The sequence below is a fragment of the Paenibacillus diazotrophicus genome (genome assembly GCF_042610465.1).
Map to the genome: position 1 here is coordinate 844,621 of NZ_JBGJZN010000001.1, position 25,431 is coordinate 870,051.

Annotated in this window: 23 protein-coding genes; 3 read left to right on the forward strand and 20 right to left on the reverse strand. The window is 47.4% G+C overall.

The genetic code is table 11. From position 1 onward, the window contains the following. Window positions 1–133 precede the first annotated feature (133 nt). The 13 genes from ACAN54_RS03730 to ACAN54_RS03790 all read right to left on the reverse strand — a co-directional run bounded on the left by ACAN54_RS03730 (window position 134) and on the right by ACAN54_RS03790 (window position 11,990). The gene (locus ACAN54_RS03730; protein ID WP_379152697.1) at window positions 134–475 is read right to left on the reverse strand and encodes a DUF1801 domain-containing protein; all 342 of its coding nucleotides are present in this window, start codon (window positions 473–475) and stop codon (window positions 134–136) included. A gap of 415 nt (window positions 476–890) precedes the next feature. Further along, window positions 891–1,571 (reverse strand): ABC transporter ATP-binding protein, encoded by a 681-nt coding sequence (locus ACAN54_RS03735; RefSeq protein ID WP_379152699.1) that lies wholly within the window; start codon window positions 1,569–1,571, stop codon window positions 891–893. Beyond that, the gene (locus tag ACAN54_RS03740) at window positions 1,568–2,686 is read right to left on the reverse strand and encodes an ABC transporter permease (protein WP_379152702.1); all 1,119 of its coding nucleotides are present in this window, start codon (window positions 2,684–2,686) and stop codon (window positions 1,568–1,570) included. Before ACAN54_RS03740 ends, ACAN54_RS03735 begins: the two co-directional genes overlap by 4 nt. Before the next feature lie 69 nt (window positions 2,687–2,755). Then, a complete protein-coding gene (locus ACAN54_RS03745; RefSeq protein WP_489685738.1) occupies window positions 2,756–4,132 on the reverse strand; it encodes a sensor histidine kinase in 1,377 nt (458 codons plus the stop codon). Beyond that, window positions 4,129–4,806 carry a response regulator transcription factor gene (locus ACAN54_RS03750; protein ID WP_379152706.1) on the reverse strand — a complete coding sequence of 226 codons (678 nt, stop codon included), beginning with the start codon at window positions 4,804–4,806 and terminating at the stop codon, window positions 4,129–4,131. The genes ACAN54_RS03745 and ACAN54_RS03750 overlap by 4 nt, the downstream gene beginning before the upstream one ends. An 89-nt stretch (window positions 4,807–4,895) precedes the next feature. Then, a complete protein-coding gene (locus ACAN54_RS03755) occupies window positions 4,896–5,717 on the reverse strand; it encodes an SDR family oxidoreductase (protein WP_379152708.1) in 822 nt (273 codons plus the stop codon). 169 nt (window positions 5,718–5,886) lie between these two features. Beyond that, window positions 5,887–6,378 (reverse strand): MarR family winged helix-turn-helix transcriptional regulator, encoded by a 492-nt coding sequence (locus tag ACAN54_RS03760; protein WP_379152710.1) that lies wholly within the window; start codon window positions 6,376–6,378, stop codon window positions 5,887–5,889. 130 nt (window positions 6,379–6,508) lie between these two features. Next, the gene (locus tag ACAN54_RS03765; RefSeq protein ID WP_379152712.1) at window positions 6,509–7,702 is read right to left on the reverse strand and encodes a metallophosphoesterase; all 1,194 of its coding nucleotides are present in this window, start codon (window positions 7,700–7,702) and stop codon (window positions 6,509–6,511) included. Between the two features lie 380 nt (window positions 7,703–8,082). After that, on the reverse strand, window positions 8,083–8,946 hold the full coding sequence (locus ACAN54_RS03770; protein ID WP_379152714.1) for a TIGR02452 family protein: 864 nt from the start codon (window positions 8,944–8,946) through the stop codon (window positions 8,083–8,085). 40 nt (window positions 8,947–8,986) lie between these two features. Then, window positions 8,987–9,463 carry a riboflavin biosynthesis intermediates N-glycosidase gene (gene ybiA, locus ACAN54_RS03775; protein WP_379152716.1) on the reverse strand — a complete coding sequence of 159 codons (477 nt, stop codon included), beginning with the start codon at window positions 9,461–9,463 and terminating at the stop codon, window positions 8,987–8,989. A 37-nt stretch (window positions 9,464–9,500) separates the two neighbouring features. Continuing rightward, window positions 9,501–10,403 carry an NUDIX hydrolase gene (locus tag ACAN54_RS03780; RefSeq protein WP_379152718.1) on the reverse strand — a complete coding sequence of 301 codons (903 nt, stop codon included), beginning with the start codon at window positions 10,401–10,403 and terminating at the stop codon, window positions 9,501–9,503. Window positions 10,404–10,614: 211 nt separating this feature from the next. Next, window positions 10,615–11,016 carry a VOC family protein gene (locus ACAN54_RS03785; RefSeq protein WP_379152720.1) on the reverse strand — a complete coding sequence of 134 codons (402 nt, stop codon included), beginning with the start codon at window positions 11,014–11,016 and terminating at the stop codon, window positions 10,615–10,617. A 110-nt stretch (window positions 11,017–11,126) separates the two neighbouring features. After that, on the reverse strand, window positions 11,127–11,990 hold the full coding sequence (locus ACAN54_RS03790) for a cation diffusion facilitator family transporter (protein ID WP_379152722.1): 864 nt from the start codon (window positions 11,988–11,990) through the stop codon (window positions 11,127–11,129). A gap of 300 nt (window positions 11,991–12,290) precedes the next feature. Between ACAN54_RS03790 and ACAN54_RS03795 the strand changes: the two genes are divergently transcribed. Continuing rightward, on the forward strand, window positions 12,291–13,646 hold the full coding sequence (locus tag ACAN54_RS03795; RefSeq protein ID WP_379152724.1) for an outer membrane protein assembly factor BamB family protein: 1,356 nt from the start codon (window positions 12,291–12,293) through the stop codon (window positions 13,644–13,646). Window positions 13,647–13,658: 12 nt separating this feature from the next. On the opposite strand, the gene ACAN54_RS03800 is transcribed toward ACAN54_RS03795, so the two are convergent. After that, window positions 13,659–14,162 carry a ferritin gene (locus ACAN54_RS03800; RefSeq protein WP_379152726.1) on the reverse strand — a complete coding sequence of 168 codons (504 nt, stop codon included), beginning with the start codon at window positions 14,160–14,162 and terminating at the stop codon, window positions 13,659–13,661. Between the two features lie 122 nt (window positions 14,163–14,284). On the opposite strand from ACAN54_RS03800, the gene nagZ reads away from it, so the two are divergent. Next, window positions 14,285–15,664, forward strand: a complete 1,380-nt coding sequence (nagZ, locus tag ACAN54_RS03805) for a beta-N-acetylhexosaminidase (protein ID WP_379152728.1) — start codon at window positions 14,285–14,287, stop codon at window positions 15,662–15,664. Between the two features lie 68 nt (window positions 15,665–15,732). Here the strand turns inward: nagZ and ACAN54_RS03810 are convergent, their stop codons facing one another. From ACAN54_RS03810 to ACAN54_RS03830, 5 genes are all read right to left on the reverse strand, one after another. Then, a complete protein-coding gene (locus ACAN54_RS03810; protein WP_379152730.1) occupies window positions 15,733–16,749 on the reverse strand; it encodes an efflux RND transporter periplasmic adaptor subunit in 1,017 nt (338 codons plus the stop codon). 102 nt (window positions 16,750–16,851) lie between these two features. Beyond that, entirely contained in the window at window positions 16,852–18,234 is a 1,383-nt protein-coding gene (locus ACAN54_RS03815) for an ABC transporter permease (RefSeq protein WP_379152732.1), read from the reverse strand. Next, window positions 18,221–18,946, reverse strand: a complete 726-nt coding sequence (locus tag ACAN54_RS03820; RefSeq protein WP_379152735.1) for an ABC transporter ATP-binding protein — start codon at window positions 18,944–18,946, stop codon at window positions 18,221–18,223. The genes ACAN54_RS03815 and ACAN54_RS03820 overlap by 14 nt, the downstream gene beginning before the upstream one ends. Before the next feature lie 13 nt (window positions 18,947–18,959). Then, window positions 18,960–21,596: a hypothetical protein gene (locus ACAN54_RS03825; protein WP_379152737.1), complete on the reverse strand. Its 2,637-nt coding sequence runs from the start codon at window positions 21,594–21,596 to the stop codon at window positions 18,960–18,962. Window positions 21,597–21,717: 121 nt separating this feature from the next. Next, window positions 21,718–22,560: a helix-turn-helix transcriptional regulator gene (locus ACAN54_RS03830; protein WP_379152739.1), complete on the reverse strand. Its 843-nt coding sequence runs from the start codon at window positions 22,558–22,560 to the stop codon at window positions 21,718–21,720. Window positions 22,561–22,811: 251 nt separating this feature from the next. Between ACAN54_RS03830 and ACAN54_RS03835 the strand changes: the two genes are divergently transcribed. Next, entirely contained in the window at window positions 22,812–24,866 is a 2,055-nt protein-coding gene (locus ACAN54_RS03835) for a beta-galactosidase (protein WP_379152741.1), read from the forward strand. Between the two features lie 181 nt (window positions 24,867–25,047). On the opposite strand, the gene ACAN54_RS03840 is transcribed toward ACAN54_RS03835, so the two are convergent. Beyond that, window positions 25,048–25,407: a hypothetical protein gene (locus tag ACAN54_RS03840; protein ID WP_379152743.1), complete on the reverse strand. Its 360-nt coding sequence runs from the start codon at window positions 25,405–25,407 to the stop codon at window positions 25,048–25,050. Window positions 25,408–25,431: the final 24 nt, after the last annotated feature.

The window sequence follows — 25,431 nt, forward strand, 5'->3', positions numbered from 1 at the left end:
CCACTGCCATAAGATTTGACCATACACGCTGCATTAAGCGCATCAACCTCCTTGTGGTCTTTCGAATTTACCATGAACATGGATATTCTTCTTTTCAAAATATAAAACCGCCCATTTAAGGGCGGCGTTTGACTTATAGGGTACTGGAGGCTTGTTTTATTAAATGGGTGAGCATGACGTCATCCACTTGCTGGCCGCTGCGGAACTTGATCGTCTTCCGTTCTGGAGGGCCTTCGAACATTCCTTCAGGGAGTTCCAGTTCGGTCGCATTGAAGATCGTGAAGCTTACAGCGTCCTTCGAATTCGAGATCACTGCTGCATATTTTTTGTTTTTTAGAAAATGAGGTTTGTTGTATTGTATACGCTCTTGAACGTCTGGAATAGCGTTGTGGACGATTTGGCGCAATTCCTTGCACAGCTGAACTTGCCAAAGCTCTTTGACTTTCTCAATAAAATCGGTAACTTCTTGGCTCATTTGTACTTCCCCTCTCGTATCTTGTTTTATTCTACGGCGCAATCGGAAGCGCGCGTCAAGAGTAATTCTCGTTCCTTTTCGTTGTGACTTGGCATGACGCCAGCCTCAGAATCAGTTGTTAATTAGACGATCCTCATGAATCTCATCGTGAATCTCCTCCTTAAGTGATTTCCCTTTATATAAGCAACGAACGAGAGACAACGAAATCGACCAGACAAGAAAATTTTTCTAAATTCTTTTTTCAACACGTGGCAATGGTTTTCCTCTTCGCCCAAGGTTCAAAATTAAAATTCTTTCATATAAAGTATTAAAATTGCAAATAAAAAAGAAGGGCTAGATTTATCAGCCCTTCCTCATGAAACCAGTTTTTGCGCTAGGATGTGTTATCCTAGTTGCTCTGGAGTACCGAACTTTCCTACTGTTCAACCAGCACGCCATCCTGTAAAAGATACACCCGGTTACACCACTCCAGCATCCGCTCGTCATGAGTCACCATGACAGCCGCTTTGCCTTCGCTTGTCACCTCATCCGCAATCATACGGACCACCTCGTGCCCGCGGCTGAAATCCAGGCTTGCCGTCGGCTCGTCGGCAAACAGAATGGCCGGCTTGTTCATCCAGGCTCTGGCTATCGCCACGCGCTGCTTCTCCCCGCCGGAGAGCTGCCCGGGATAATGATTCCGGCGCTCCCAGATTTCCAGCCGCTTCAGCAGATAGGCCGAACGTTCTTTAGCTTCCTTGCTGCTCAGCTTTGCAAGTTTAGCCACATACAACAGCTGTTCTTCCACTTTCAGGTAGGGCAGCAACTGGGCACTTTGGAACATAAAACCGACCTTTTGCAATCGAAGCTCGGTTAGCTCTCTTTTATCCTTGTTGCCCAGCGGTTCACCATCAATGAAGATTTCACCGCTAGTCGGAGTCAGAAGCGCACCGGCTGCGGAGAGAAAAGTGCTTTTACCAGAACCGGAGGGCCCTAGCACTGCCACAAATTCGCCTTCGTTCACCGTAAAATCAAGATGATTCAATACAGTCATAGCTCTATCACCGTCGCCGTACGTCTGCGTCACTTGCTTCATCATTAACTTAGCAGCACTCATGCTCCAGTCCTCCCTATCGCTTCTAAGGCGTCTACTTTTGCCACTCTGGCTACCGAGATCAGCGAGCCTAACAGTGACATCCCGACGAACAGTACACAGGTCAAGAGGATCGTCTTGCCTTCCAATTGGAACGGCATCGTATCCGGCAGGCCCATATTCATACCAAAGGTCAGCAACAGGCTTACTGCAAGACTGGCTACCGAGAGTATCAACACCTGACCGACCACACTCCAGGCCAAGTAGGACATCTTAGTACCCATCGCTTTCAGAATGCCGAACTGGCTGGTCTTCTGGATCGTAATCACATAGAAGAATACAGCAAGTACAAATGCTGCAATGACGAACAGGAACACGATCATCATCAGCAGTGAGTTCTGTTCGGCAGAGTATCCAGGAATGCTGGCGATTGCCTGTTTTTGCGTAATAACCTCGACATTGTCCAGTTTGTCCGTGATCTGAGAAGCTTGACTAGAGGTTGCCTGTAGCGCTATGACATTATAAGGAACAGAGTCTGCATCTATGCCGCTCTGGCCCGAGCCCTGTCTTATAGCATTCCAGTCCAGATTGTTAATGTAGACAACTGGAGTATGGCTGTAAGAGCTGTCTTTTACAAAACCTGCTACCTTGAAGGTCAGCCCGGAGGCCTGATCTTTGATTGAACTGCCGATCGTAACCCCTGAATCTGCAAGCTTCGAATCTGCAAGCACTTTGCCCTGTGTTTCATTGGTAATGCCGGACCCTTGAACCGCCTTGGGTGCCAGCATACCATCCATATCAACTGCAAAAAAGGTAATGTCCGCTTTTATATCCGCCTCTGCAGCAGTAATTGTGCTCATCTGCACCGCTAGTGGAGAAGCATTCTGCTCTCCGGCAACCGAACGTGCGGCAGCAAGCTCGCCTTCACCCAATTGGGAACGTCTGAAGGTATGATCGGCGTCCTTTTGTACCACAAAGTAATTGGCGGACATGTTCTCTACAGCGGATATATTAGCATAAGCCAATCCCCGCGCAAGCCCGGTCACGAACAGGACCAGAAATGAGACCAGGAGCATAATGACCATTATGAGACTGTAGCGTGCTTTGGAGTGCCTCATCTCCCTTAATGCCAAAAACATGTAACCACTCCTTCTAATCTGTATAGACACAGTCTAGAAGATGAAAATGAACGGAGTATGAATAGAGAATTACAAAAGCGGCAGTACAACTGTAAAAACAGTTCCTTTTCCAAGCTGGCTCTCCGCTTCAATGGTACCGCCGTGGACTTCGATTATTTTCCGCGCAATGGATAATCCAAGACCGGTGCTGTTGCTCCCCCGGGTACGCGCCCGGTCTACTTTATAGAAGCGGTCAAATATCATCGGCAGCTGATCCTCAGGAATGCCTAAGCCATTATCCGCAACAGATAGGACACAGCTGTGATGTGAGATTTCCGCCGAGATCGTGATAGATCCGCCAACTTGGGTATATTTTATCGCGTTAGACAACAGATTCATCCATACCTGGTATAGCAGATTGGAATCGCCCTGAAGATTGATATCCGGCACATGCAGCCGCACCGCAAGCTCCTTCTCCGTCAGTTGCCACTCCATAATCTGCACAACCTGGCGCAGCTGTGCCCGCAGATCTATGCTTTTCTTCTCCAGCGTATATCCGTCATAATCCAGTGAAGACAAGGTGAGCAGCTGTTTACTGAGCATAGACAGCCTACGGCTCTCCTCATCAATGATGGACAGATACTCTAACCGCTGCTGGTCGGGGAGAGTGCCATCTTTAAGAGCATGGGCGAAGCCCTGGATAGAAGTCAGCGGAGATTCGATCTCATGCGATACGTTGGCGACAAATTCCTGTCGTGCCTGATTCGTCCGCTCCAGCTCCCGGCTCATGACCATGAAGTGGGATGCCAGCTGACCAATCTCATCGCGCCGTGCCGTATAGAGCTTAATATCATATCTGCCCTTGGAGATTTTTTTGGTAGCCTCCGTGAGCCGGGTGATGGGCCTTACCACATGAAAAACAGAGATCAGAACAAACCATAGACTGAAAAGAATCGTTACTGCAATGAGCACGGCAAAAAAAATCCGCAGCTCACCGAACTGTACCTCGGCATCCGGACGCATAAACAGCGCATAGGGCTGGCCGTGAACATATATGGGAACACCTATCGAATTGCTGAGCTGATTATCAAAAAATCCGGTAACGAACAACTGACTGGGAAAGTCAGACACCCCATGATAGATGCCTCCGGCCAGCACTTTTTGCAAATCATCTTCCTTCAGATCATTTTTGCGGAAAGGCAGCCCATAGAATCGTTCATCCCCCTGTTCGCCCCGTAGATACATCTTGTATCCCAGGGAAGCGGTGCTGAGCAGATATTCCTCCACGGCATCCGGATGATCTTCAATAAAAGACTGCAGGCCAATAGCCATTTTGGTAAGCTTGGCGTCATTCTGCGGTTTTACTTTGACCTGATAATAGGCGTTGGATATGAGAAATCCCAGCACGCTGCTGATCACAATTACCGAACAGAATAATATACTCATTCTTATATACAGCGATTTCATGGATTCACCATTTCTACTTTGTAGCCGATACCACGGACCGTTCGGATGGAAAAGTCATTTTTGTATCCGCTGAACCGGTCACGCAGGCGTTTGATATGCACATCCACCGTCCGCTCATCCCCTTCATAATCCGCCCCCCACACCAGCTCAATCAGCTCGCTGCGCGAAAACAGCCGGCCGGGATATTGCGCAAGCTGGGCAAGCAGTTCAAACTCCTTCACCGGCAGCAAAAGCACATCATTTCCGTCGCTGATCTCGTAATTCTTACGGTCAATTACCAGAGAATTCAGCCGGATCTTGTCGCTTGCAGCCACCGAGTAACGGCGAAACAGGGCTTTGATCCGGAACAAAAGCTCTTCCGGTTCAAACGGCTTGGTCACATAGTCATCGGTTCCGCGCATGTACCCCTGCTCCTTGTCGCTAAGCTGTTGGCGTGCGGTAAGCAAGATCACCGGAATATCATAAGTCTCCCGGATGTACTCACACAGCTCAAGCCCGTCCATATATGGCATCATTACATCCACTACTGCCAGATCTACAGTATTGACCTTCATCAGGCCCATTGCCTCGCGTCCGTCAGCAGCTTCCTGCACTTGGTACCCTTCTCTTGTCAGGACATGCCGCAGCAATGTGCGGATATTCACATCATCATCAGCCACTAATATTCTCTTCATCACTATCACTCCCCGGGTATCCCATCATGCTGTCATCATAGTAGCAACATTAAGGAATTAAGACAACTTCAACGAGGGCAGGACTATAATCACACATTATCCAGATTCAAAAACAGCTTAATGCTCTCCTTTAGTGAAGCGGCAGGCCGGCCCATCAGTTGCTCCAGATCCTTTGAGGTAGATATGGTGTTGATACTGCTTAGAAAATGGTAAATCCAGTGCTGTACAGACACATCTTCGGTGTGAGCTACTGGCTTGCCTGCAAGTTCAGTAAGTACCTCTGCCAGATCAGCGAAAGACCATGTGCGCGGCGCAGCCAGCTCATACACCCGATGCTCATGTCCAGTTCCGGCAAGAACCTTTGCCGTTGCCAGTGCAAGGTCACCCCGCGTTACAGCATTGAACCTCCAATCACCTGGCCGGGTCTGCAGAATACCAGTGCGGATCGCCTCATTCAGTCCGAGCACTCCTACAAAATCAATGTACAACCCGTTGCGTAAAATTGTGTACTCCATCCCCGAATCCAATATCGCCTGTTCAGTGAGCGCATGAATATTGCCTGAATATATATTATTTGCCTGCGGAAAAGCAAAACTGGTATAGACAATATGCGCAACTCCGGCTGTCCTAGCCGCATCAATTACACGCCTGTGCCCAGTCAGACGGACTGCATCATCTGTGTTCGAGCTGGAGATCAACAGCAGCTTGGACACTCCAGCCAAAGCGGTTTGCAGTGTTTCCGGCCGATCGTAATCGGTGCATCGGACTTCTACCCCACGATCCGCAAAGTGTGCGGCTGCATCCAAATTCCGTGCTCCTGCAATGATTTCACAGGCTGAGAGATGGGTTAGCAGATTCTCTATAATCTGACTGCCTAGTTGGCCAGTAGCTCCAGTAATCAGTGTTGTCATCTTCATTCCTCCTCTAAAATGCATAATGTATATCACGATAATAGTTAAGCCCTTAACTAAATGAGTGAAGCATGAAACGGAAGGACATCCTGTGAGTCGTATAGTTACAGCCTACCAGGTACTCGATTTCATCGTTCATATAGCTTAGCGTCTTGCTGGATATACACTTTTATGACCGGTTCAGCTTTTGCAGCAGCATTGTTAGCTGTCGAAGTTCTTCTCCATTTAGCCGGCTCATCCTTCCAGCAACGGCCTCGCGATTGCCGGGAAGCTGCTCCGTCAATAGGACCCGGCCGGCAGCGGTTAGTGAAATCACTGATTTTCGTCCATCCTGGGCGTGCTCAGTCCTCGCGATATAGCCATCCCGCTTCAGCGGGGTCAGCAGCAGGCTGATATTGGCCTTGGAAACTCCGATTTTGCCGGCAAGTACCGAAGGAAGCATCGTTCCACCTTGCTTGGCAATCTCCACGAGCACACGAATTCTTGCACCATTTAATCCCTTGGACTGCCAGTACTTCTCAGAGACAGCCACCATATTGGCGGTCGCCTCAACCAATGTGAAAAAGGCTTCATTCGGCAATGGCAGGTTCAGCACGTATTCCTGCAGATCATCTTGCTGAAGCTCATCTTGCTGTAAGTTCCCCTCTTGTAGATCTTTCATACTTTCTGTTCAGCTCCACTTAGTTAATAACTTAACTACTTCTGTTCAAAAATAACGTAAGCTGCTGTAAATGTCAAAACAAAATAAACCCCCGTGCCTCAAAATAGGAGAGGCATGGGGGTTTATCTTTTTATATCAGAACAGGATTTCCGTGAATCGGCTCTTCAATGTAACGTTTGCTGCCTTCCAGCCTTACCTCAAGTTTGATCAGCTCGGAGCGGCTGGCCAAGCGTATTGGAGGCCCCCAAGTTCCGTACCCGGAGGAGACAACCACATGCAGCTTATCCTTGCGCAGATAACCCCAGTCCAGTTCAAACAACCGTCTGGTAATCCAATGGTTCGGAGCAATTTGACCCCGGTGCGTATGTCCCGACAACAGCACATCCACACCTGCCTTGGCAGCAATATCAAATCCGGTGGGCTGATGATCCATCATAATCACCGGGCGGGTCAGATCAAGTCCTTCCAATAAAGATTCCACGCTTTTACGGCCTCCGGCTTCCATAGTCTCGGCCGTTTTGTCCTTGCGCCCCACAATATACAGGCCGGCGGTGTCCACTACTTCGTCCTGGAGGACTTTGATACCGATGCTGTCCATCAGCTCTGTGTATTGCTTAATGGAGCCTCCATAATATTCATGATTGCCCAGTACAGCGTATACGCCATGGCGTGCTTTGAGCTTTCTGATCTCTTCACTCATCCCGTTGCGGATAAACGGCTCAATACTGTCATCCAGTACATCCCCTGCAAGCAGAATCAAGTCGGGTTGCATCCGGTTAATCTCAGCTACCATACGGCGCAAATGGCGGTTGCCGACAATGTTGCCCAGATGAAGATCTGATGCGACCGCTATGGTCAGCGGTACACTGGTTCCAGTTGACTTGTCAATCTGAATCGGGTGATTACGCACAACTGTACTCCAGGCATTGCGCGAACCCCAGATTAGGAAGATGGCCAGCAGCAGAACAAGTGTAGTCCCCGCCTCCGAAGTGAAGGACGTACGCTCGACCCCCATGAGACCAAGCGCCCAATAGAACAAATCCGTAAGCGGAAGTACAATAATGGCAAATTCCATGCAGGCCAGATAATAGGAGCCTATGACTTTGAACAGCCGGGCAACCGGCTTCACAGCCTTCGGCCAAGGAACCATTCCGATCATATAAGCAAAGGCAATAAGCAGGAAAAGAGGCCAATATATACCTGCATATATTCCCGGCACCCAACTTTTCAGCAAATACCATAAATGGAGACCAATGTAGAAATTCACAAGTCCCAGCACAAGCAGCATGACCAGACCTGACGCAAGCATACGCATTATTTTCATCATTCCACTCCCTTGACTTGCAGTTTATCTGAATCTCTATTTCAAATGATAACACAAAGCATTCGTGTAGTATAAACTCTGCTCACGCATTGGAATAAGGCCCAAAAATAAGTAAATGCCCTGCAGTATTTTCTCTAATCAGAACGAACTTACAAAAGGACCTCTAAAAGAGTAAACTAGTAAAAAACGTAAAAAAGCATTGACTGCTGCCAATGCTTTGGCCGAAAGAAGGGGCAGTATGAGTAAAATGTCAGTAAATAGACCGAACCGTCCTATGTTTATCCGCAAAAGTTCAGGTGCTGGCTGGAGTCTCAATCCCAATCACCCGATCACCTGGAGTGTATTGCTCGGTATATTGATCATTATTGTATATACAATATTTACGCATTGAAGATTGTGCGAAAAGCGCCAAGCACTCTCTCATTCGGAGAATGATCGAGCACGGCAAATACGATCTGGTTAAACAGGCTTTGATAGCCCTCATCCAACAGCACCTGTCTGAACCACTCCGCAACTTCGCTCGGATTATTACGGAAAACTCCGCACCCGTATGCACCGAGCACAATAGTCTTGTGCCCATTATTAGCGGCAACAGCCAGAATGTAGCGAATGCGCTCCAGCATCACGGTTGGGATCATTCCAATCTCCTGAGGCTCCCGCTCTCGGACTACTCCCGCATTTACTGCTGGTGCGGTAATAAAAGATACCACATACGGTTCATCCAGCAGCTGATCCTGGCTGTCACGGATGACAGGTACCTTAGGTGAATGAATCATATAATGCGAGTATAGACAGGTTTTACGGCCTCGGTTGTATTGATACATCTCATTTTTCGCGGCGATGGACAGATAAAGTGCAGAAGCTCGGGCCAAGCTTTCTTCTTGGGCTTGGCTTCCTCCCAGGAAGCCCCCACCCGGGTTCTTCGCTGATGCAAAGTTCAGACATACCGTCTGCTCCCCGCCCTCTTTGACAACTAATCGGTAAGCGGCTTCCAAAGTGGATTCACTCGTGACAGACAGCTTCGCGGTATGCATCGCATCTTTCTTCATATGCTCCGTAACAGCTGCGTTCAGCTGAGGCAGCTCGTCCGGTGCATACAACATGGTATCCGTGATGGATGCTCTCACACTTTCAGCTATGTCGATATGCCGTCCCATCCGGTTAACGTAATTCCCCTTCTCCAAATTATCCAGTGTTTCTTGCGCAATTGCCGCTCTTTTATTCCTCGGATTTAAGTTATTCATCTTATATCTTCACTCCTTAACCCGGGTTATACGGGGGTAGTTATTCCAGTAACAGGTCGTCCCGAAGCTGCGTCAACACTTCTCCAAGCCAATTAGTGCCTCTCCAAGTATCTCTGTTTCGGATTCTTGGGTCGTCTTCAGCCAACCCCACACCCCAAATGCGGTCCGTCGGACTGGCTTCCACTAGTGTCGTTCCCTTAGTATTCAGCAAAAGCTCCAGCAGCTCTTCATTCTGCAGAAATTTCTCGCGGTTTCCCTGGTAGACAATCTCTTTGCAGTGAGCATTCCACTCCGTTTCCTTAAAGCCGCTCACTTTACGTCCCAGTTCTTTTTGCTCCCTGGGTGTTCTTGCCCGCAGAATCTGTCTGGCCGTTTCTTCATCCTTGAACAAAAGAGCTTTGCCATACATCATGTATTGCTCTGCACAGTTGAAGCTATTCTCTTCTACAGTGAAATTGCAGGGATACCACTGCGAAAACGGTGATCCACTGCGGTAAAAGTAAGTAAAAGTCTCCATTTGTAATTCTCCATTCTATAATTTAACTCATTCTTAATTATGCATCCCGGTCTACTTTGTACCGGTACAGCTTTGAAGGCCGATGGCCGGCATCTTTGGTGAACTCTTCGGTTTCAGTTACACGATCGGCAATTTTACGGCGGAAGGCGGGGGCCAAGAGCTCTCTGCCGAGTATAATTTCGTAGACCCGCTGAAGTTCGGACAATGTAAATAAGGGTGGCATCAGATTGAAAATAATATCGGTGTATTCCACCTTGCCCCGAAGCCGTTCAATGGCATACTGGATCATCTTCAGATGATCGAATGCTAGCCCGTGATTCTCTATAATCTCCCGCCGCACACGCCGGACATGACCTTGCACAGTCTCGGAAACAGAAAGAACACCGGATAATACAATATCCTCTTTCTGTAGGGTGATGCGAATCTGCTCATCCTGTTGATAACCACCTTCAAGCTCTTTGCGGCTGGACTTCAGCACATCATAGGCAATCTCGAACCAACCAGCGTCATCCGCATCATCCCCAGCCTGAACATCAAGCGCAGTCCGGTCAACAAGTGCCATATACGAGCTGCTGATCACGCGTAAGCGCGGATCTCGGTTCACATCACCCCATGTGTAGAGCTGCTCCATGTAGACATTGTCTATATTGGTCTCACTATGCAGCTCCCGGCGGGCAGCATCCTCAAGGCTCTCGTCAACAGAGACGAATCCTCCCGGTAGCGCCCATTGACCCAGAAACGGGTGCTCACCGCGCTGAATCAGCAGCAGCTGAAGTGATTTCTCGGAGAGCTTGCGGTAGTTATCCTGCGCCTGCTCCATTACGGTAAAGATCAGCATATCCACCGTAACAGATGGACGCTCATACATCCCCGCATCATAACCCTGCAAAAATTGTTCCTCGGTTAAGCCATTTCGGTCAGTTAACGGTTTGTTGGACATGTATATACTCCTTTGATTTATATTAGGAACTATCTTAGATTTTTAGTTATTATCTATGTGTTATTATCACATTGTTATTATATATCCAATTCCACTAGTAGAGTCAAGTATTTGTTTTATCAAAAGTGGATGACGAACGATTGAGATATGCATACAAAAGGCGTAACCCCCATCGTGGTTACGCCTCTTCACAGTTTCTGATTTTCAGTTATTATGTCGGATTTATCGCAAATAAGGAATGAATATTCCCTTCAGGATCGGCAAAGAAACCAGTGGTATGCCCCCAAGACTTGACTTGCGGCGGCATGATGTCAATGGCTCCTTTCGAAATGAATTCATCGTACAAAGTATATACTTCCTCTGGCGAATCACATTGAAAGTTAAGCTCAGCGGCTTGTCCGCTTCGTTGTTCTCTGAAGGAAAAATGATCGTTGGTATTCTCCGCCATAAGTGATTTGGAACAAATGGCTAATCGCACTCCTGAATTGCTAAATTCTACGTAATGCTCCTCTTCTACAACAATCGTGAACCCCAGGACTTCATGATAAAACCTTGCTAAACGGGCAACATCATCAGCGAGTAACGTAAGACCTTCCAAATTCACTTTTTTCATTAGTATAGCCCACCTCCAATTTGAGTTAAGCATACTACAGATCCGTTACAAATTCTGGAACAATTTTTCTGTTGAAAATGGATCTTCAGCTTCAGAGACCTGTTCGTCCTTTACACGGGTTCTATATGTACCAGAACATTGGAGACCTGATGCAGATTTTTCAGCTGATCCTCTATTTCCTCGGTGATATCATGGCTCTGGATAACGTTTAAGCTGGAGTTCACAAGCACTGTAGTATCCACCAGCACATTATTCCCATGTATTCTGGCTTTGATATCCTTAATAGATTCTACCCCATCAATCTTAGCAACCGTCTGTTTCATTAACTCAAGCTCACTGGCATCAAAGCCGTCGGTAAGATCATGAGTTGCCTTGCGGAAGATATCCCAGGCCGTCTTACAGATCAATCCCCCGACAATTGTAGCGGTCAGCGGATCCAGCCAAGGCAGACCGAATTGCGAACCGACAATCCCGATAAAAGCGCCAATACTTACAAGAGCATCCGAACGGTTATCCTGGGCAACGGCCTGCATCGCGTTACTGTTCAGACTGCGGGCCAGTCTTATGTTATACATATAAACTGCGAACATCACTATAGCACAACCAGCTGCCGTCCACGCGGCTACAAGATCCGGTGTTTCCAGTGCGGGCTGAATAAATTTGTGCACACCTTGATACAGAACTTGAAGCCCTACAGCGATCATAATAAATGAAGCGACCAGCGCTGCCACGGTTTCCGCTCTGAAATGACCGTAGCTGTGATTGGAGTCCGGCGGTCTCCTGGAAATCTTGAGTCCGGCCAGAATAGCCAGTGAGGCAATAATATCCGTGCTGTTGTTCAAGCCGTCGGCAAGAAGTGCCTGAGAGTTTGAAAATGTACCGATTAACAGCTTGATGGCAGACAGCAGAATGTAGGCAAACAGACTTAGCCAGGCCCCTTTTTCACTTTGTTTGATGTCACTGTAGTTTTCCAAGCAAAGAACCTCCAAAGAATAGTATCGTTCTATCCTACACGCTAACAACCGGGTGGGTCTAGAGAAACAGTGTTGCAAGAACCCGTAAGTGTTCCCCCAGCTAAATAGAGTTGCCAGACCGGAAGTGTTTTGCCGCATGTAACATTGTTTGCCCTCGTTCAACTTCAGATTTTTCCCATTCATTTCTTCACTTACCAACCAGGCATCTGTAACTTTTTTCTATTTGTCCAGTCTAAGGATAATAAGGCTCTTTTCCTGATAGAAATGGAGTCTATTCCGAGTACAAAAGGAGCGCAAAAAATGAACAGACTAAAGCTCAAACAAATGACTTTAGTTCTCGCTGGCATGGGAATAACATTGCCCCTGTATGCCGGAGAACTGTTGCCCGCTGCTTCTGCCGAGAAGGCAGAAGTCAGTATTGGAAATTCTTTTTACACCAAAGTTACAGCACCTGTCCTTAAGCCGTTATGGTCTATCACCACGGCCACTGTGCCGAACGATATTCCGTCTCCGTCCGTTACTGCTGTCGCAGAGAACGGCAAGGTTTTTGCGCTTCAGCAGAATAAAAAGTTAGTTGCGCTGAATGCAGCTACAGGCAAAAAACTTTGGGAATATGGGATCGCCCTTGCACCAATGTTCACCTACAGTAAAGGAACGATATATGGACTGACGCAAACCGGTTCGCTGTATGCTGTAACTGAGTCAGGTCGAAAAGTCTGGACGACTTCTTTATCTTTGCCTAATGCATCCAGTATTCAACAACTGGGAGCCACTATTTATGTAACTGAGGGACGACAGCTAGCTGCGGTGGAGGCGTCCACCGGTAGGCTTAAATGGAAAATTGCGGAGAACAGCAGTTATGAAGGATATACAGATCTTAACGAAGAGGACGGAGTACTGATCCGCCTTTATACCAGCGCTGGAGTCTTAACCTTTCCGTCGATCATAGCTTATGACTCCCAGACGGGTAAGAAACTATGGGAGCAGTACCGGCAGAGCATGCCGCTGGCTATTCGCGATGGATTATTGTATTCCGTCAAGTCACTGGAGATGCTGGATGAAGACCCTGTGAACCGTAAGGTTCTGGTGTCTATTTTCAACCTGAAGAGCGGGCAGATCAAAGGTGAACGTAATTACCGCTGGACAGACAATAATACCCCTCCAGACGGGGGATTCCGTTCTGGAGGGGCGTATGGTACAGCATTTCTGGACGGCGACAACCTGTATGTTATGCAGGGCCGGAAGGTCGCCCGGTATAACTTCTGGAATTATACTGAGAATGGGAAACCCCTCAAGCAATGGGATCAACCCTTATCCGGCAGTATATTTCCTCTCTACAAGGTAATTCAGGACCGGCTAATGTATTACAATTATAGCGATCAGACCCTGATTGCCATGAAGCTTGCAAATGGACAGGTGATCAACATGAAGCAAGGCGAGAATCCTTCCGTACAAATGGATATCTTCGGCCAGGCCATGTACATTGGACAATCTGACGGATTATTTCATGCCTATGATATCATCAGCCAGAAGCCTCTGTTCACCGTCAGAACTTCTTCCCGTGAATTCCAGCCTTCGCTAAAAACAGGGAACATTCTTATTGTCCGGAGCGGGGGCACCATGACGGGTATACAGCTGCCTGCCGGGATTCAGTAGAAACTGCATTTCTTATTCAGCCGGAGCTACAAAGGTGCGTCCTGCGAATTCAGCATCCAGCATGTAGAAGGCGTTGCTGTCGGTTTCAATCCGCTTCAGCTTGGCGATGATATTACTGAACAACGACTCTTCTTCTACCTGCTCATCGATGAACCATTTCAGGAAATAGATTGTGGCATGTTCACGCGCATCGAGTGCAAGATCAGCAAGATGGTAGAATCTTGAGGTGTTCTGCTGCTCATGGGCGAATGCATGTTCAAAGGCATCCAGCATGGATGTATACTCATTTTTGGGCTCTGGAAGGGCAGCAAGTGTGGCCCGGAAATCACGGTCATTCAGGAATTTGTAGATTTTCATCGCATGGAACCGTTCTTCTTCTGCCTGGATCAGGAAAAAATTTGCGAAGCCATCGAGACTTTCACCGGAACAATACGCAGCCATCGCCAGGTAGACATGTGCGGAATAAAACTCAAAATTCATCTGTTCATTGAGCGCTTTTACCAATTCTTCTTTCATGATCAAGTTCACCTCTTCATATAAATTTGTCTGTCTTGCAGCCATTTCTATGTAGCATCTCTCAATCCCATCTTAACACCTGCACTTGTGATCCAGCAAACATTAAGGAGGAACAGCTTCCAATGACCCATTTCAATGAACACAGCAAGACAACGGTTCGAAGCTATAGAATGATTACTTTGGTTATGGCCATGACTTGCCTCCTCATCAGCAGCGGCTGCAGCGGAAAAGCTGGTTCTGGTCTAGCAGCAGAGCCTCAGGAAGTCCCTTCTACCGCTTCCCCTTCTTCTGTTAATCCACCTTCCCGGCAGACGGAGACCGTCTCACCCTCGGCTAATCAGTCTCCTCTACCGGTGACTTCGGCTTCACCTGAGCCTGCTGTCTCTGAAGGTATCAGGCCCGCAGACGACATCGAACAGCAGATAGCTACTTTGCCGCTAGAAGACAAAATCGGCCAAATGCTACTCGTAGGAATTGACGGTACTGAAGTAAGCGCACAGACGCAGAACATGATCACTACAGATAAGGTTGGCGGCATCATCCTGTATGCGGATAATATTGACAACCTAAAGGGACTGGTCAGCCTCACCAATGGGCTGAAGCGAAGTAATGCTGGAAACCCCGCACCGCTGTTTGTCAGTGTCGATCAGGAAGGCGGCAAGGTCAGCCGCTTGCCGGATGAATATGCCAAGATCCCTGCGAATGGAGCCGTTGGCGTAAGTGGTAATGCGGAAGCTGCGGAAACCATGGGCAAGCTTCTGGCCAGAGAGGTCCAGGGTGCAGGCTTCAATATGAACTTTGCTCCGGTACTGGATATCAACAGCAATCCTAACAATCCGGTGATCGGAGACCGCTCCTTCGGTAGCACCTCCGCGAAGGTTATCAAGCTTGGCATTGCTGAAATGAAGGGGATCGAGAGTGAAGGTGTGGTCCCTGTCGTTAAGCATTTCCCCGGACATGGAGATACATCGGTCGATTCCCATTTGGAGCTACCGGTAGTGAAGAAAACAGAAGCCCAGCTGGCAAAGCTCGAATGGCTGCCCTTCCAGGCCGCGATTAAGGAGCAGACCGATGCGGTAATGGTGGCCCACATCCTGTATCCGAAGCTGGACCCTGACCGGCCTGCTTCCTTATCCAAAGTCATCGTCGGACAATTGCTCCGGGAGCAGATGGGCTTCAAGGGCGTGGTCATCACGGATGACCTGACTATGGGTGCTATCTTGAAGAATTACAGCCTGGCTACGGCTGCTGTGAATACAGTACTCGCGGGCAGTGACATTCTGCTTATCGCTCACGAATACAGCAATGAACAGACGGCGCGAAAAGCCCTGCTGGCTGCTGTGAGGAGCGGTAAGATTTCGGAAGCCAGGATTGATGAGAGCGTCTATCGGATTCTTGCACTGAAGCAGAAATACAAGCTAACGGACGAGCTAATTCCTATCCCTAAGCTTACCGAGCTTAACAAAGACATTAAAATATGGCGACAAAAAATCTCTTTATAACAACAAAAGAAGTAATCCTTCCACTGTTGTGGATAGATTACTTCTTTTTGCATGAAATATTGTCTTTCTTACTGAAGCACTACGGTGTCACCCGGTTTCAGCCCGGTCAGCACTTCTACCATATCTGTGGTTTCCAGTCCGGTAGTAATTTGTTGCCGCTCTGTTTTTCCGTTTCCTTTATCCACCATAACGTAAGAAAGATCTCCTTCATGGATGATAGCAATGTTTGATACCGCGGTAACATTATCTTTGCGTAAGGTTTCTATCTCGCCAGTTAAGCTGAGACCGCCAATTAATAGCTCATTCGGTTCAAGTGAAATGACCACTTCGAACTGCGGGGTTTGGTTGGTCGTTGTATCCTTGGCCGATACAGTCGTCGCGAATTTGGATACCTTTGTTACTACTCCTGACAGCTTCACATCCTTGGAAGCTGTCATTTTGACTTTTACTTTCATACCTGGCTTAATGCTGAATATATCCTGTTCACCCACCAGAGCGATAAATTCCAATTTGCTGAGGTCCACAATTTTGCCGATGTACTGATTGTCGGTTACCAATTGTGGAATTTCACTGGAATTGTCGAACAAGAAAATCCCCGAGGCTGGGGCGCGGTAGCTCGCTGCTTGAATTTTCTTCTTTTTATCCGCAATTTCACGTGCTTGAATCTCCGCATTGACCTGATTCAAATCATCGCTGATTCTTGAAGTCTCTTGTGTCGCAAGAGTCTTTAAGCGCTCAGCTTCAGTAGCACCTACAACGGCTGTCTCCTCATTCTGCTGGTTGATAAAGGCATTCAATTCGGCTTCCAGCTTTGCTTTGCGGATCGTTGCTTCCTGGGTGGCAATGTCATTCTTGAGCGCCTCCGTATCCAGCGTGTACATCACAGAGCCTTTTTTTACTTGTCCGCCGTTTTCTACTTTCCAGTCTGTTACTTTGGAAGCAAAAGGAGCATAGACCAGGGTTTCATGCTGATATTTTGAAGTGCCTTTAACCTGTATAGATTTTGTCATCGTTTCTTTGGTTACCGGGAAGGTAATAGCCTGCATCGGTTCTTCAGGCGCAGCCTGCTCTTTGGGTTTATTCATTTGGTTATAGATAAAATAACCTGCGACAGATAGTATCACCACTAGGATACTCCACTTTATGATCCTCTTCATTCCTGTAACTTCCTTTCAGCTTATAAATGGCTAGTCCCGTTTAATCGCAGTGAGCGCATTGGTTCTTGCTGCACTGATTGCAGGATATATCCCTGACAACACTCCTGTGATTACTGCAAAAACAATGCCAAGGGGTATTGTAGTCAATGGAATAGAAACGATAAGGCTTTCCCCAGTACCCAGTGTCATTTCTCCTGAACTACTGACCAGCTTATTAATCCCTTCCACAATCAAATATGAAAAGCCGATTCCGAGTACTCCACCCATAAAGCCCAGCAACGCGGACTCCATAATGAACATCGTGCGAATTTGCCGCATGTTGGAGCCCAGCACCTTCATAATCCCAATCTGGCGGCGCCGCTGGTGTGTAGACATCGTCATGGCTACTATGATAGAGATGGAAGCAATGATCAGGATAAATCCGCCGACTCCTAAAGCCACCATTTTAAACATAGCAAATTGTGACTTCAGTTGTTCCAGTTGATACAGATTGTTGCTTGTATTTAAAGTTAGTTTCTTAATCAGTGTCTCTACCTGCGGTAAATTCTTCTGGTTATCTACCCGAATAAGTGCTTGGTTGTAAGTTTCACCCGATCCGGCATTTTCCGTCTTCATGTTGAATTCTTCCTTAAGTCTGTCAAAGGTTTCTTGGGATACGTAAATCTTCTTATCATACATAGCTTGATCCGCGCTCATCCCATCCGCTTTTTTCAATATGCCGACGACTTGAAGCTGGGAACTGAGATAGGTTTTTGGAGTATTGTTGTCAAAATTACTGTAACGAAACTGAACCTGCTGCTGGTACAGATCAGAAGGCATTCTGGATAGTTCGTCGTACTTCTGCATCACTTCAGGGTCGTAGGCATTAGTGTTCATCTGTTCGAACAGCTTTTTTTGAGTTTCGATGTCCATTAACCCGATAGTAGCTCCATAGTTAAGCACTAAGCTGCCTACTTGTTTACTGGGTACCCCTTTTTGAAAAGAAAAATCATATTTGGTCAGCAGGGTAAGATCAGTTACAACCAAATTGAAATTGGATATTTTATTGTCAGCGGTTATGATCTCAAAATATCCTGCATCTTGAAACGGCGCTGCAGCCGCGACATGTCTGAGTCCCCTGATAATATCCAGCTTCTGTTCAGTCAGCTTGCCGACATTCGAATTCGCCCCTGTTTTGACCGCACCTTCACCGCCGCCTTGGGAGACTCCTTCATTCGGTGTCACGGTAATCTCATCCATTCTAAATTGGGCAGTGACTTCGCGGCTAACATAGCCTTGCACAGAGTCGCCAAGACTCAAGGCCACGACAATAGCCGAACAGCCGATAGAGAGCCCTAGCATACAAAGCCCCGTAACTACCTTTCTCCGTTTAATCTGGCCCCACGCCAAACGCGTTACATCAAGAATTCGCACGGTCCGGCTCCTCCTCTAAAGGTTCTGATTCAGCGGAACCATCTCTCTCAGTAATCATGTGTCCGTCACGAAGTGTAAAAATACGCTGCATATGCGCTGCCACCTCAGGCTCGTGCGTAACTACAATGAACGTAGTTTTTATTTTTTTGTTTAAATCTAACAATATACTTATGATCTCTTCTTCTGTTTTGGTATCCAGATTACCAGTAGGCTCATCCGCAAAAATAATAGACGGTTCCGTAATCAGCGAACGGGCAATACTGACCCGCTGCTGCTGGCCTCCGGAGAGCTGGGTGGGAAATAACTCGGATTTATCAGGGATACCCACTGCTTCTAACAAAGCAAGTGATTTTTTTCTGCGGACCGACGGAGAGACCGATTGGAAGACAAGAGGAAGCTCCACATTCTCCCGTACCGTCAGGCTGGTGATCAACTCATACGCCTGAAAAATAAAACCGATATTTTTGCGCCGGAATACTGCCAGCTTGTTCTCCCCCATCTTCACGATATCCTTGTCGGCAATGTAAATATGTCCTTCTGTCGGCTTCATCAGACCCGCCATTAAATTCAGCATAGTAGATTTACCGGAACCTGAGCTGCCCAGCAGGGCAACCATATCACCAGGTTTCACCTCGAAATTGATGTTATGGAGCACAGGTGTTACTTCACTGCCGCTTTTAAACGTATGTGATACATTCTCCACTCGCAACATAAGCTGCTCCTTTTTATTCTTTGATATCAGTGCTTGTCTTTAGCTCGGTGGTTGCTGGTCTTTCTATCTTCAGAACGTAGGCCTGGTTGGCCAGCTCGATCCGCTCACCTTGGAATTCATCATACAGTTTGATGGAGTATGTTCCGCCAGTCAGTTTTTTGTACATTTCACTGCTGAAGGTCAAAGAAAACTTGTTATTTTCCCCTTCCATCAAATCCGTTCCAATCGTAATGCTTTTCTCTTGCGTCTGTCCGTATGGATCCGTCATTTTAAGTACAAGCTTGTGATTGAATGCTCCCACATCATAGCTGATATCACGCAGCAGGCTGTAATTCATGTTGATATTAATCGTGTCGCTGCCGCGTACATTGCTGCCTTCTGAATTAAGAACGGACAATGTATAAGGATATAAGGTAACCTTGGATAAATTGTTAACCGGTGTTATGTACTGCGGACTCAGTTCCAAGGCAGAGACATTAATGAAACCTGTTGATTCCTGTCCAGGCTCAGTCAAGTTGTTCCCGGTGATGCCGGGTCCAATATATAGGGTTACATCCGAGGCATCTACTGCTTTTGGGAGCTTTGCCCAGAATGTTACCAGTTGCTTGCCGCCAGGTGTTGCCGCCGTGTCAGGCTGGATTGGTGTGGCCTCATATAGTTGACCGTCTTCGGATTTAAAATAAGCCTGAAGGCGGGCCATTTTACTTTGTCTCTTTTCTTCGCTGCTCATGAACAGTTCAGTGTAGACAATGTTAGAGTTAACACCTTGGTAGATGACCGTTTTGCTCTCCTGTACTTTGGCATTTTTACCTTTTCCGGCAATGGTATAGCTGCCACCTCTGTCAACCTTGTATACGGCATCTGTTACACTGCTCGTGTTCAACGACAGAAAGGGCACAGTCTCTTCTTTCACGACGGAATACAGATTGACTCTCGTTGACTGGAACTCCGTAGTATAAGGGATTTTGCTAAATACATTAACCACCACACTTTGCCCTGGAGCAATAGAGGAACCTTCTTTCTCTATGAATAATTCCGTTGATGCCGTCAAGTCGTTATTATCCAATTTGAGAGCACCTTTAAGTTCTGGCAGTGTAAGATTTACTGACTGCGTATTGGTAATGTTCAACTTGGCGATCAGAATGTCGTCATCTTTCCATGGATAACGCTGCAGGGACAGCAAGCTATAGCCGAATGTACCTGATGGATTGGTGATGGTGTAATTCATATTTTTTTGAGCATCCGTACGTAGTGTGTACGGAATGGAAAAATAAGCGACAGGAATGGTCAGCTTAGCCGTCGCGCCTGGCGATACTGTAGGGCCAGAATTCGCACCTGAGCCCCCCGAAGTCCCTTGATTGACTTGAGCTCCAGTACTGGCCGCATCGCTGCTGCTGACTGCTTCAATCATTTGCAGTTTCAGTGTGTTCTGCTCCACTTCAAGTGGAATCTGGGCTGTAAGTTGTACTACCTTTTCCTCCATGGGCTTCAGCTTGACCCCGCTCACACCGCTAGAGCTGATAGGGAAGGTTGTCCCTTTTGCGGATCGAACCGAGAGGTCATAAGAAGGTAGAACCACCGCTTGTTTGCCGGCATTTTTAATCCGGAACTGGAACGTCCATATCCCTGTAGCATCTTCAGCATAGACATTTGCTGCAGTTAACTGAAATTCGATAGTATTGCTGTTGATGCCGACCTTTTTGATAGCCCCTTTGCCTACGTTCAGGTCAGGGGTTGCAGCCGCAGGAAGCTTGGACGAAAATTTAGCGAGATCAAGTTTAAGCGTCTCATCCCTCTGAACATATTGTATCTTCATGTTGTCGGTCTTTAGGTACGGCGGAATCTCGGTTAGGTAATAAATGGTTTTCTTTTCCTGGGGCTGAATCTTATAACCTGCCTGCGAATTGTCGAGTGCCAGCTCGAAGGCTGTTCCTCCTGCAGACATTAGGTATGCGGAATAACCTGGGTCCGAGAGTACCTTATTCCCCACATTGCTGAAGTTAACCCCAACCTTTGCGAATACCTTGCCTCCATATTTATAGAGCTGTAGGGATTCCGAAGCAGCAGTGACTGGAATGTTGTTAATGTTGAGTTGCTGTTTTTGGCCGATGGCTGCACTCGATGAGTAATTAGAAGGAATACTGAGGGTTCCCGCATGTCTCAGGTAACCTTTGCTTTTGGGGTCCCACACATACATTGTAACTTTAAGTCCGTTAAGTGAATTTATTTTGCCAATGTTAACATAGTAGGTTACCCGTTCGGTTTGTCTGGATACGACTTTGTTCTTAGCCGAATCGGCGGTCACCGGATTGCCTGGAATGACAGAGCCTCCAGAAGTAACTACTCTCGAAAAATAATGACTCAGACTTGCATTGCTACCCCCTGCGTTGGAGTAATTCAGCGTATACGTTAGAATATTCCCTCCCGCCTGAGACCAGAGAGTCACATCTTCTAACGTAGCTTTGACATTCGCCTCCAGCTGGATGGAGCCCAGATTCTTGGGGACGGCGCTTATTGTAGATACTGCAGATCCATGCAAACCGCCGTTATTTACCGGCGCAGAGGCGGCTGATGCAGGATTAGCAGACAGTTGTCCAATAGCGAATGTGCTTAACAGTAACGCGATATATGTAGTTCTAAGCTTTCTCATTGATTTCCTCCCATGTACATTTGCTAGGAATAATTATAGTGGTTGAGAATCAGGTAAATGTATCCAATTTGTAACCATAGATTTCAATCTGTAACTTTCACATGAAAATAGAAACCGTATGTTAAGTCGCAGTTGATCCAAATGCAAGCCTATATTGGTTGGGGGGCATTCCCTCAAACTGTCTGAATACTTTAATAAAATAGCTCGATTGGGCAAAGCCAGCCTGCCGCGCGATTTGTGAAACGGAGAACTCAGTAGATACAAGCAGCAGTTTCGCTCTGGCCAAACGGCATTCTGTCAAATAGCGGTTCGGGGTCTTACCCATGACTGTACGGAACAGACGCAGAAAATGATAGCTGCTGTAACCCGACAACCGGGCCATGGTCTCCAGTGTCCAGGTCCCCGCACACTCCCTGTGAATGAGATTCGCTGTGTTGCGGATGGAATGCCTAATCTCCAAAGAAACTGCGCCATTCTGCGGTTCGGAGTTTTGCAATAGTGTAATCAAGATTTCATATAACAGCGCCGACAGCTTCGGTTCGTAACGGGTCTCGTAGGAAGTGCCAAGCCGGTACATCTCCTCAAATAAACTTTCCAGCCCCGCTTCCGGATCAAAGGTGAAGAAGTAACCCCTCGACTGATCGGCCTCCTCCAGTAATGGCAGCGGCATACCGGTTCCAAAGTGTACCCAACGTACATCCCAGGGCTGGCTCAGATCAGAACCGTACTGTTGATAGGCGCCTCTGGGGAAAAGAAAACCTTTGCCTCTCTCCATCGGAATCCGTTCCCCCTCATGAAATACATAACCTTCCCCGGCAAAGATCAAATGAAGATTATAGCTGTCCAGGAATCCTTCCGCTCTTCTTTCTGTATGCTGGGGAAATTCGGTGTAGTGGCCCAAAAACTCTGGATAACATACATATTTGGTGTAAGCCGGTGTTGGCAGATAACATTGATTTCTCATTCGTTCATTAGCTCCCCTCAGTGCTCTTGTGTAATCTCGCAATATCGTCATATAAAAGCAATATTTTGTTATATAATGTTCATTTCACTTGATAATACAATAGATATGTAAATGAAATAAAGCATATTTTTCATAATATCAGTGAGTCTCTGCCTCTGATATTGCTGCTTTTGCTTGGAAGAAGATCACCCAAAAGCGGCCCCATTTCGGGGACACAACGATGAAGTGTTCTCTATCCTTTGGAGGTTATGATGAGAAAGCCCTTAACAAATGATCAGTTTGAGCTTGGCGTATGCTACTATCCTGAACACTGGCCGGAGGAACTCTGGGCAGATGATTACCGCCGTATGGTTGAAACCGGATTCACAATTGTCCGGATGGCTGAATTCGCTTGGAACCTTTTTGAACCTGAAGAAGGTGTCTTCCAATTTGATCTGTTCGACAGAGCAATCGATCTGGCTCATAGCTATGGCCTTAAGGTAATTCTGGGTACGCCAACGGCTACACCCCCCGCCTGGCTTACCGAACGTTACCCTGAGGTGCTGAATGTTACTTATGACGGAGTGACGCTACAGCACGGCATGCGCCGTCATTACAATTACAGCAGTCCCCAATACCGGGAGCTCTGCGCCAGAATCACCAGACAGCTCGCCCAGCATTATGGCAGCCATCCGGGTGTGGTTGGCTGGCAAATTGACAATGAACTGAATTGTGAAATTAATGTATTCTATTCGGAGAGTGATCACCAGGCCTTCAGAGAATGGGTACAGGCCAAATATGTAACGCTGGAGAAGCTGAATGAGGCTTGGGGAACTGTTTTCTGGAATCAAACCTATAACAGCTGGTCACAGGTTTTCCTGCCGCGCCCTACCCCTTCAACCATGCAGCCTAATCCGCATCAGGCGCTGGATGAGAAGCGGTTCATTTCAGATAACACCATTTCTTTTGCCAAAATCCAAGCTGATATTATACGGGAACTAGCCCCTTCCCAATGGGTAACCACCAATGGATTGTTCGGACATCTGGACAGCCATGAGCTGAATGATCAGCTTCTTGATTTCTTCAGCTATGATTCCTACCCGCAGTTCGCAAGTATCAGTACGGATCCTGCAGAAGCAGAACCGCTGCTGGACCGGAGCTGGAGCCAATCATTGACTGCGGTCCGCTCGATCAGCCCCAACTTTTGCATCATGGAGCAGCAATCCGGCCCTGGCGGCTGGGTTAACCGGATGGATATGCCTTCACCCAAACCTGGTCAAATGAGGCTCTGGACGTATCAGTCCATTGCCCATGGAGCAGACAAGCTGCTCTACTTCCGTTGGCGGACAGCCACGGTGGGCAATGAAATTTATTGGCACGGCATCAATGACTATCATAACCAGCCAAACCGCAGGGTCAGGGAGGCAGAACAGATTGGCCGGGAGCTGGCTGCAGCTGGTAAACATATTGTGGGTACCCGCTCTAAAGCGGATATCGCCATTCTGCGTGACTACGACAATGAATGGGATGGAGAATACGATGTTTGGCATGGACCTTTTACGTGGCAGAGCAACAAGGAATGGTTCAAAGCACTGCAGAAACGGCAAATCCCGAACGATATCATCTACATGCGCAGCAAAACCACCATTGACGACCTGATTCCATATCATGTTCTGGTCTATCCGCATCCGGCCATTATGAGCGATGAGACAGCAGAACTGCTGGATCAATATGTGCAGCAAGGCGGAACGCTGATTTTTGGCTGCCGGACCGGCTACAAGGATACCCGCGGACAATGTTATATGCGGCCTTTTCCAGGTGCTGCGAAGGACCTCTGCGGCATCAGCGTTGAAGAATTCACCATGGTCAAAGGCACCCGTCTTCCTACCTCCATCCGCTGGGGTAACGATTCCGGGGTACTTACCGGGGCAGATGCATTCAACGATATTCTTCATGTCGAAGAGGACACAGTCGAGGTGGTCGGCACCTATGTAACCGATTATTATGCCGGCAAACCGGCAGTCACCAGAAACAAACGCGGCAAAGGAGAGGTGTGGTATTACGGAGCTGTTTTTAACGCGGAAGCAACCCTCCAGATCATAGACAGACTTTCGCTTCACTCCCCTGTAGCGGAATGGCTGGAGCTTCCTTCGGAAGTAGAGCTGCAAATCCGCAAAAGTGAAAATAACAGTTATGCGTTTCTGCTGAACTTCAGTGAAGAACCTGCAACGATTCAGCTCAAAGAACAGAGAATGGATCTGTTGACTGGTGATGTCATCAACGGCCCATACAGCCTTGAAGGCTTCGGAGTACTAGTGCTCTACTAAAGTTGGCGAAAGACTCTTCCATACCGCAGTTATCTGCAGAGGAGGAGTCTTTTTAGTAATTAGAGTTCTCTCTGTAACTGGATATCTTCTTATTTCACTGATCAACCTACGGTTGTTATTCTCATAAAACAGTAAAGAGACCGTTCCGAAGAACCGTCCCTCATAAATCATAAGTTAGTAATTACTTCACCAGACTATTCAGATAAGCATCTGCTTCTTCAAAAGTCGGATAATGGACAGCAAACTTTCCGAATAATCTGTTCATCTGCATCTTCCACACCTTGGAGTTCGCAACATATACCCATCCACCCACTCCATGCGCGACGGCTATCTCACCTGTTGGCGCAAGCATGGAAGCAACCTCAGGGGTGAGAATGGATTGGGACTCCGTTACATCAGTGACTCCAGTGAAGCCTGGTTTCAGTTGCTTCATGGCTGCTTCAAAATCAGATATATAAGCTGGCACATCCGTTTCCGTAAGACCAAATGATTTTACAACCACTTGATTCTTGGCTACATTAACTTCCATTGTGTAAGGCATATTATTTCCTCCTGTATCCGTTCG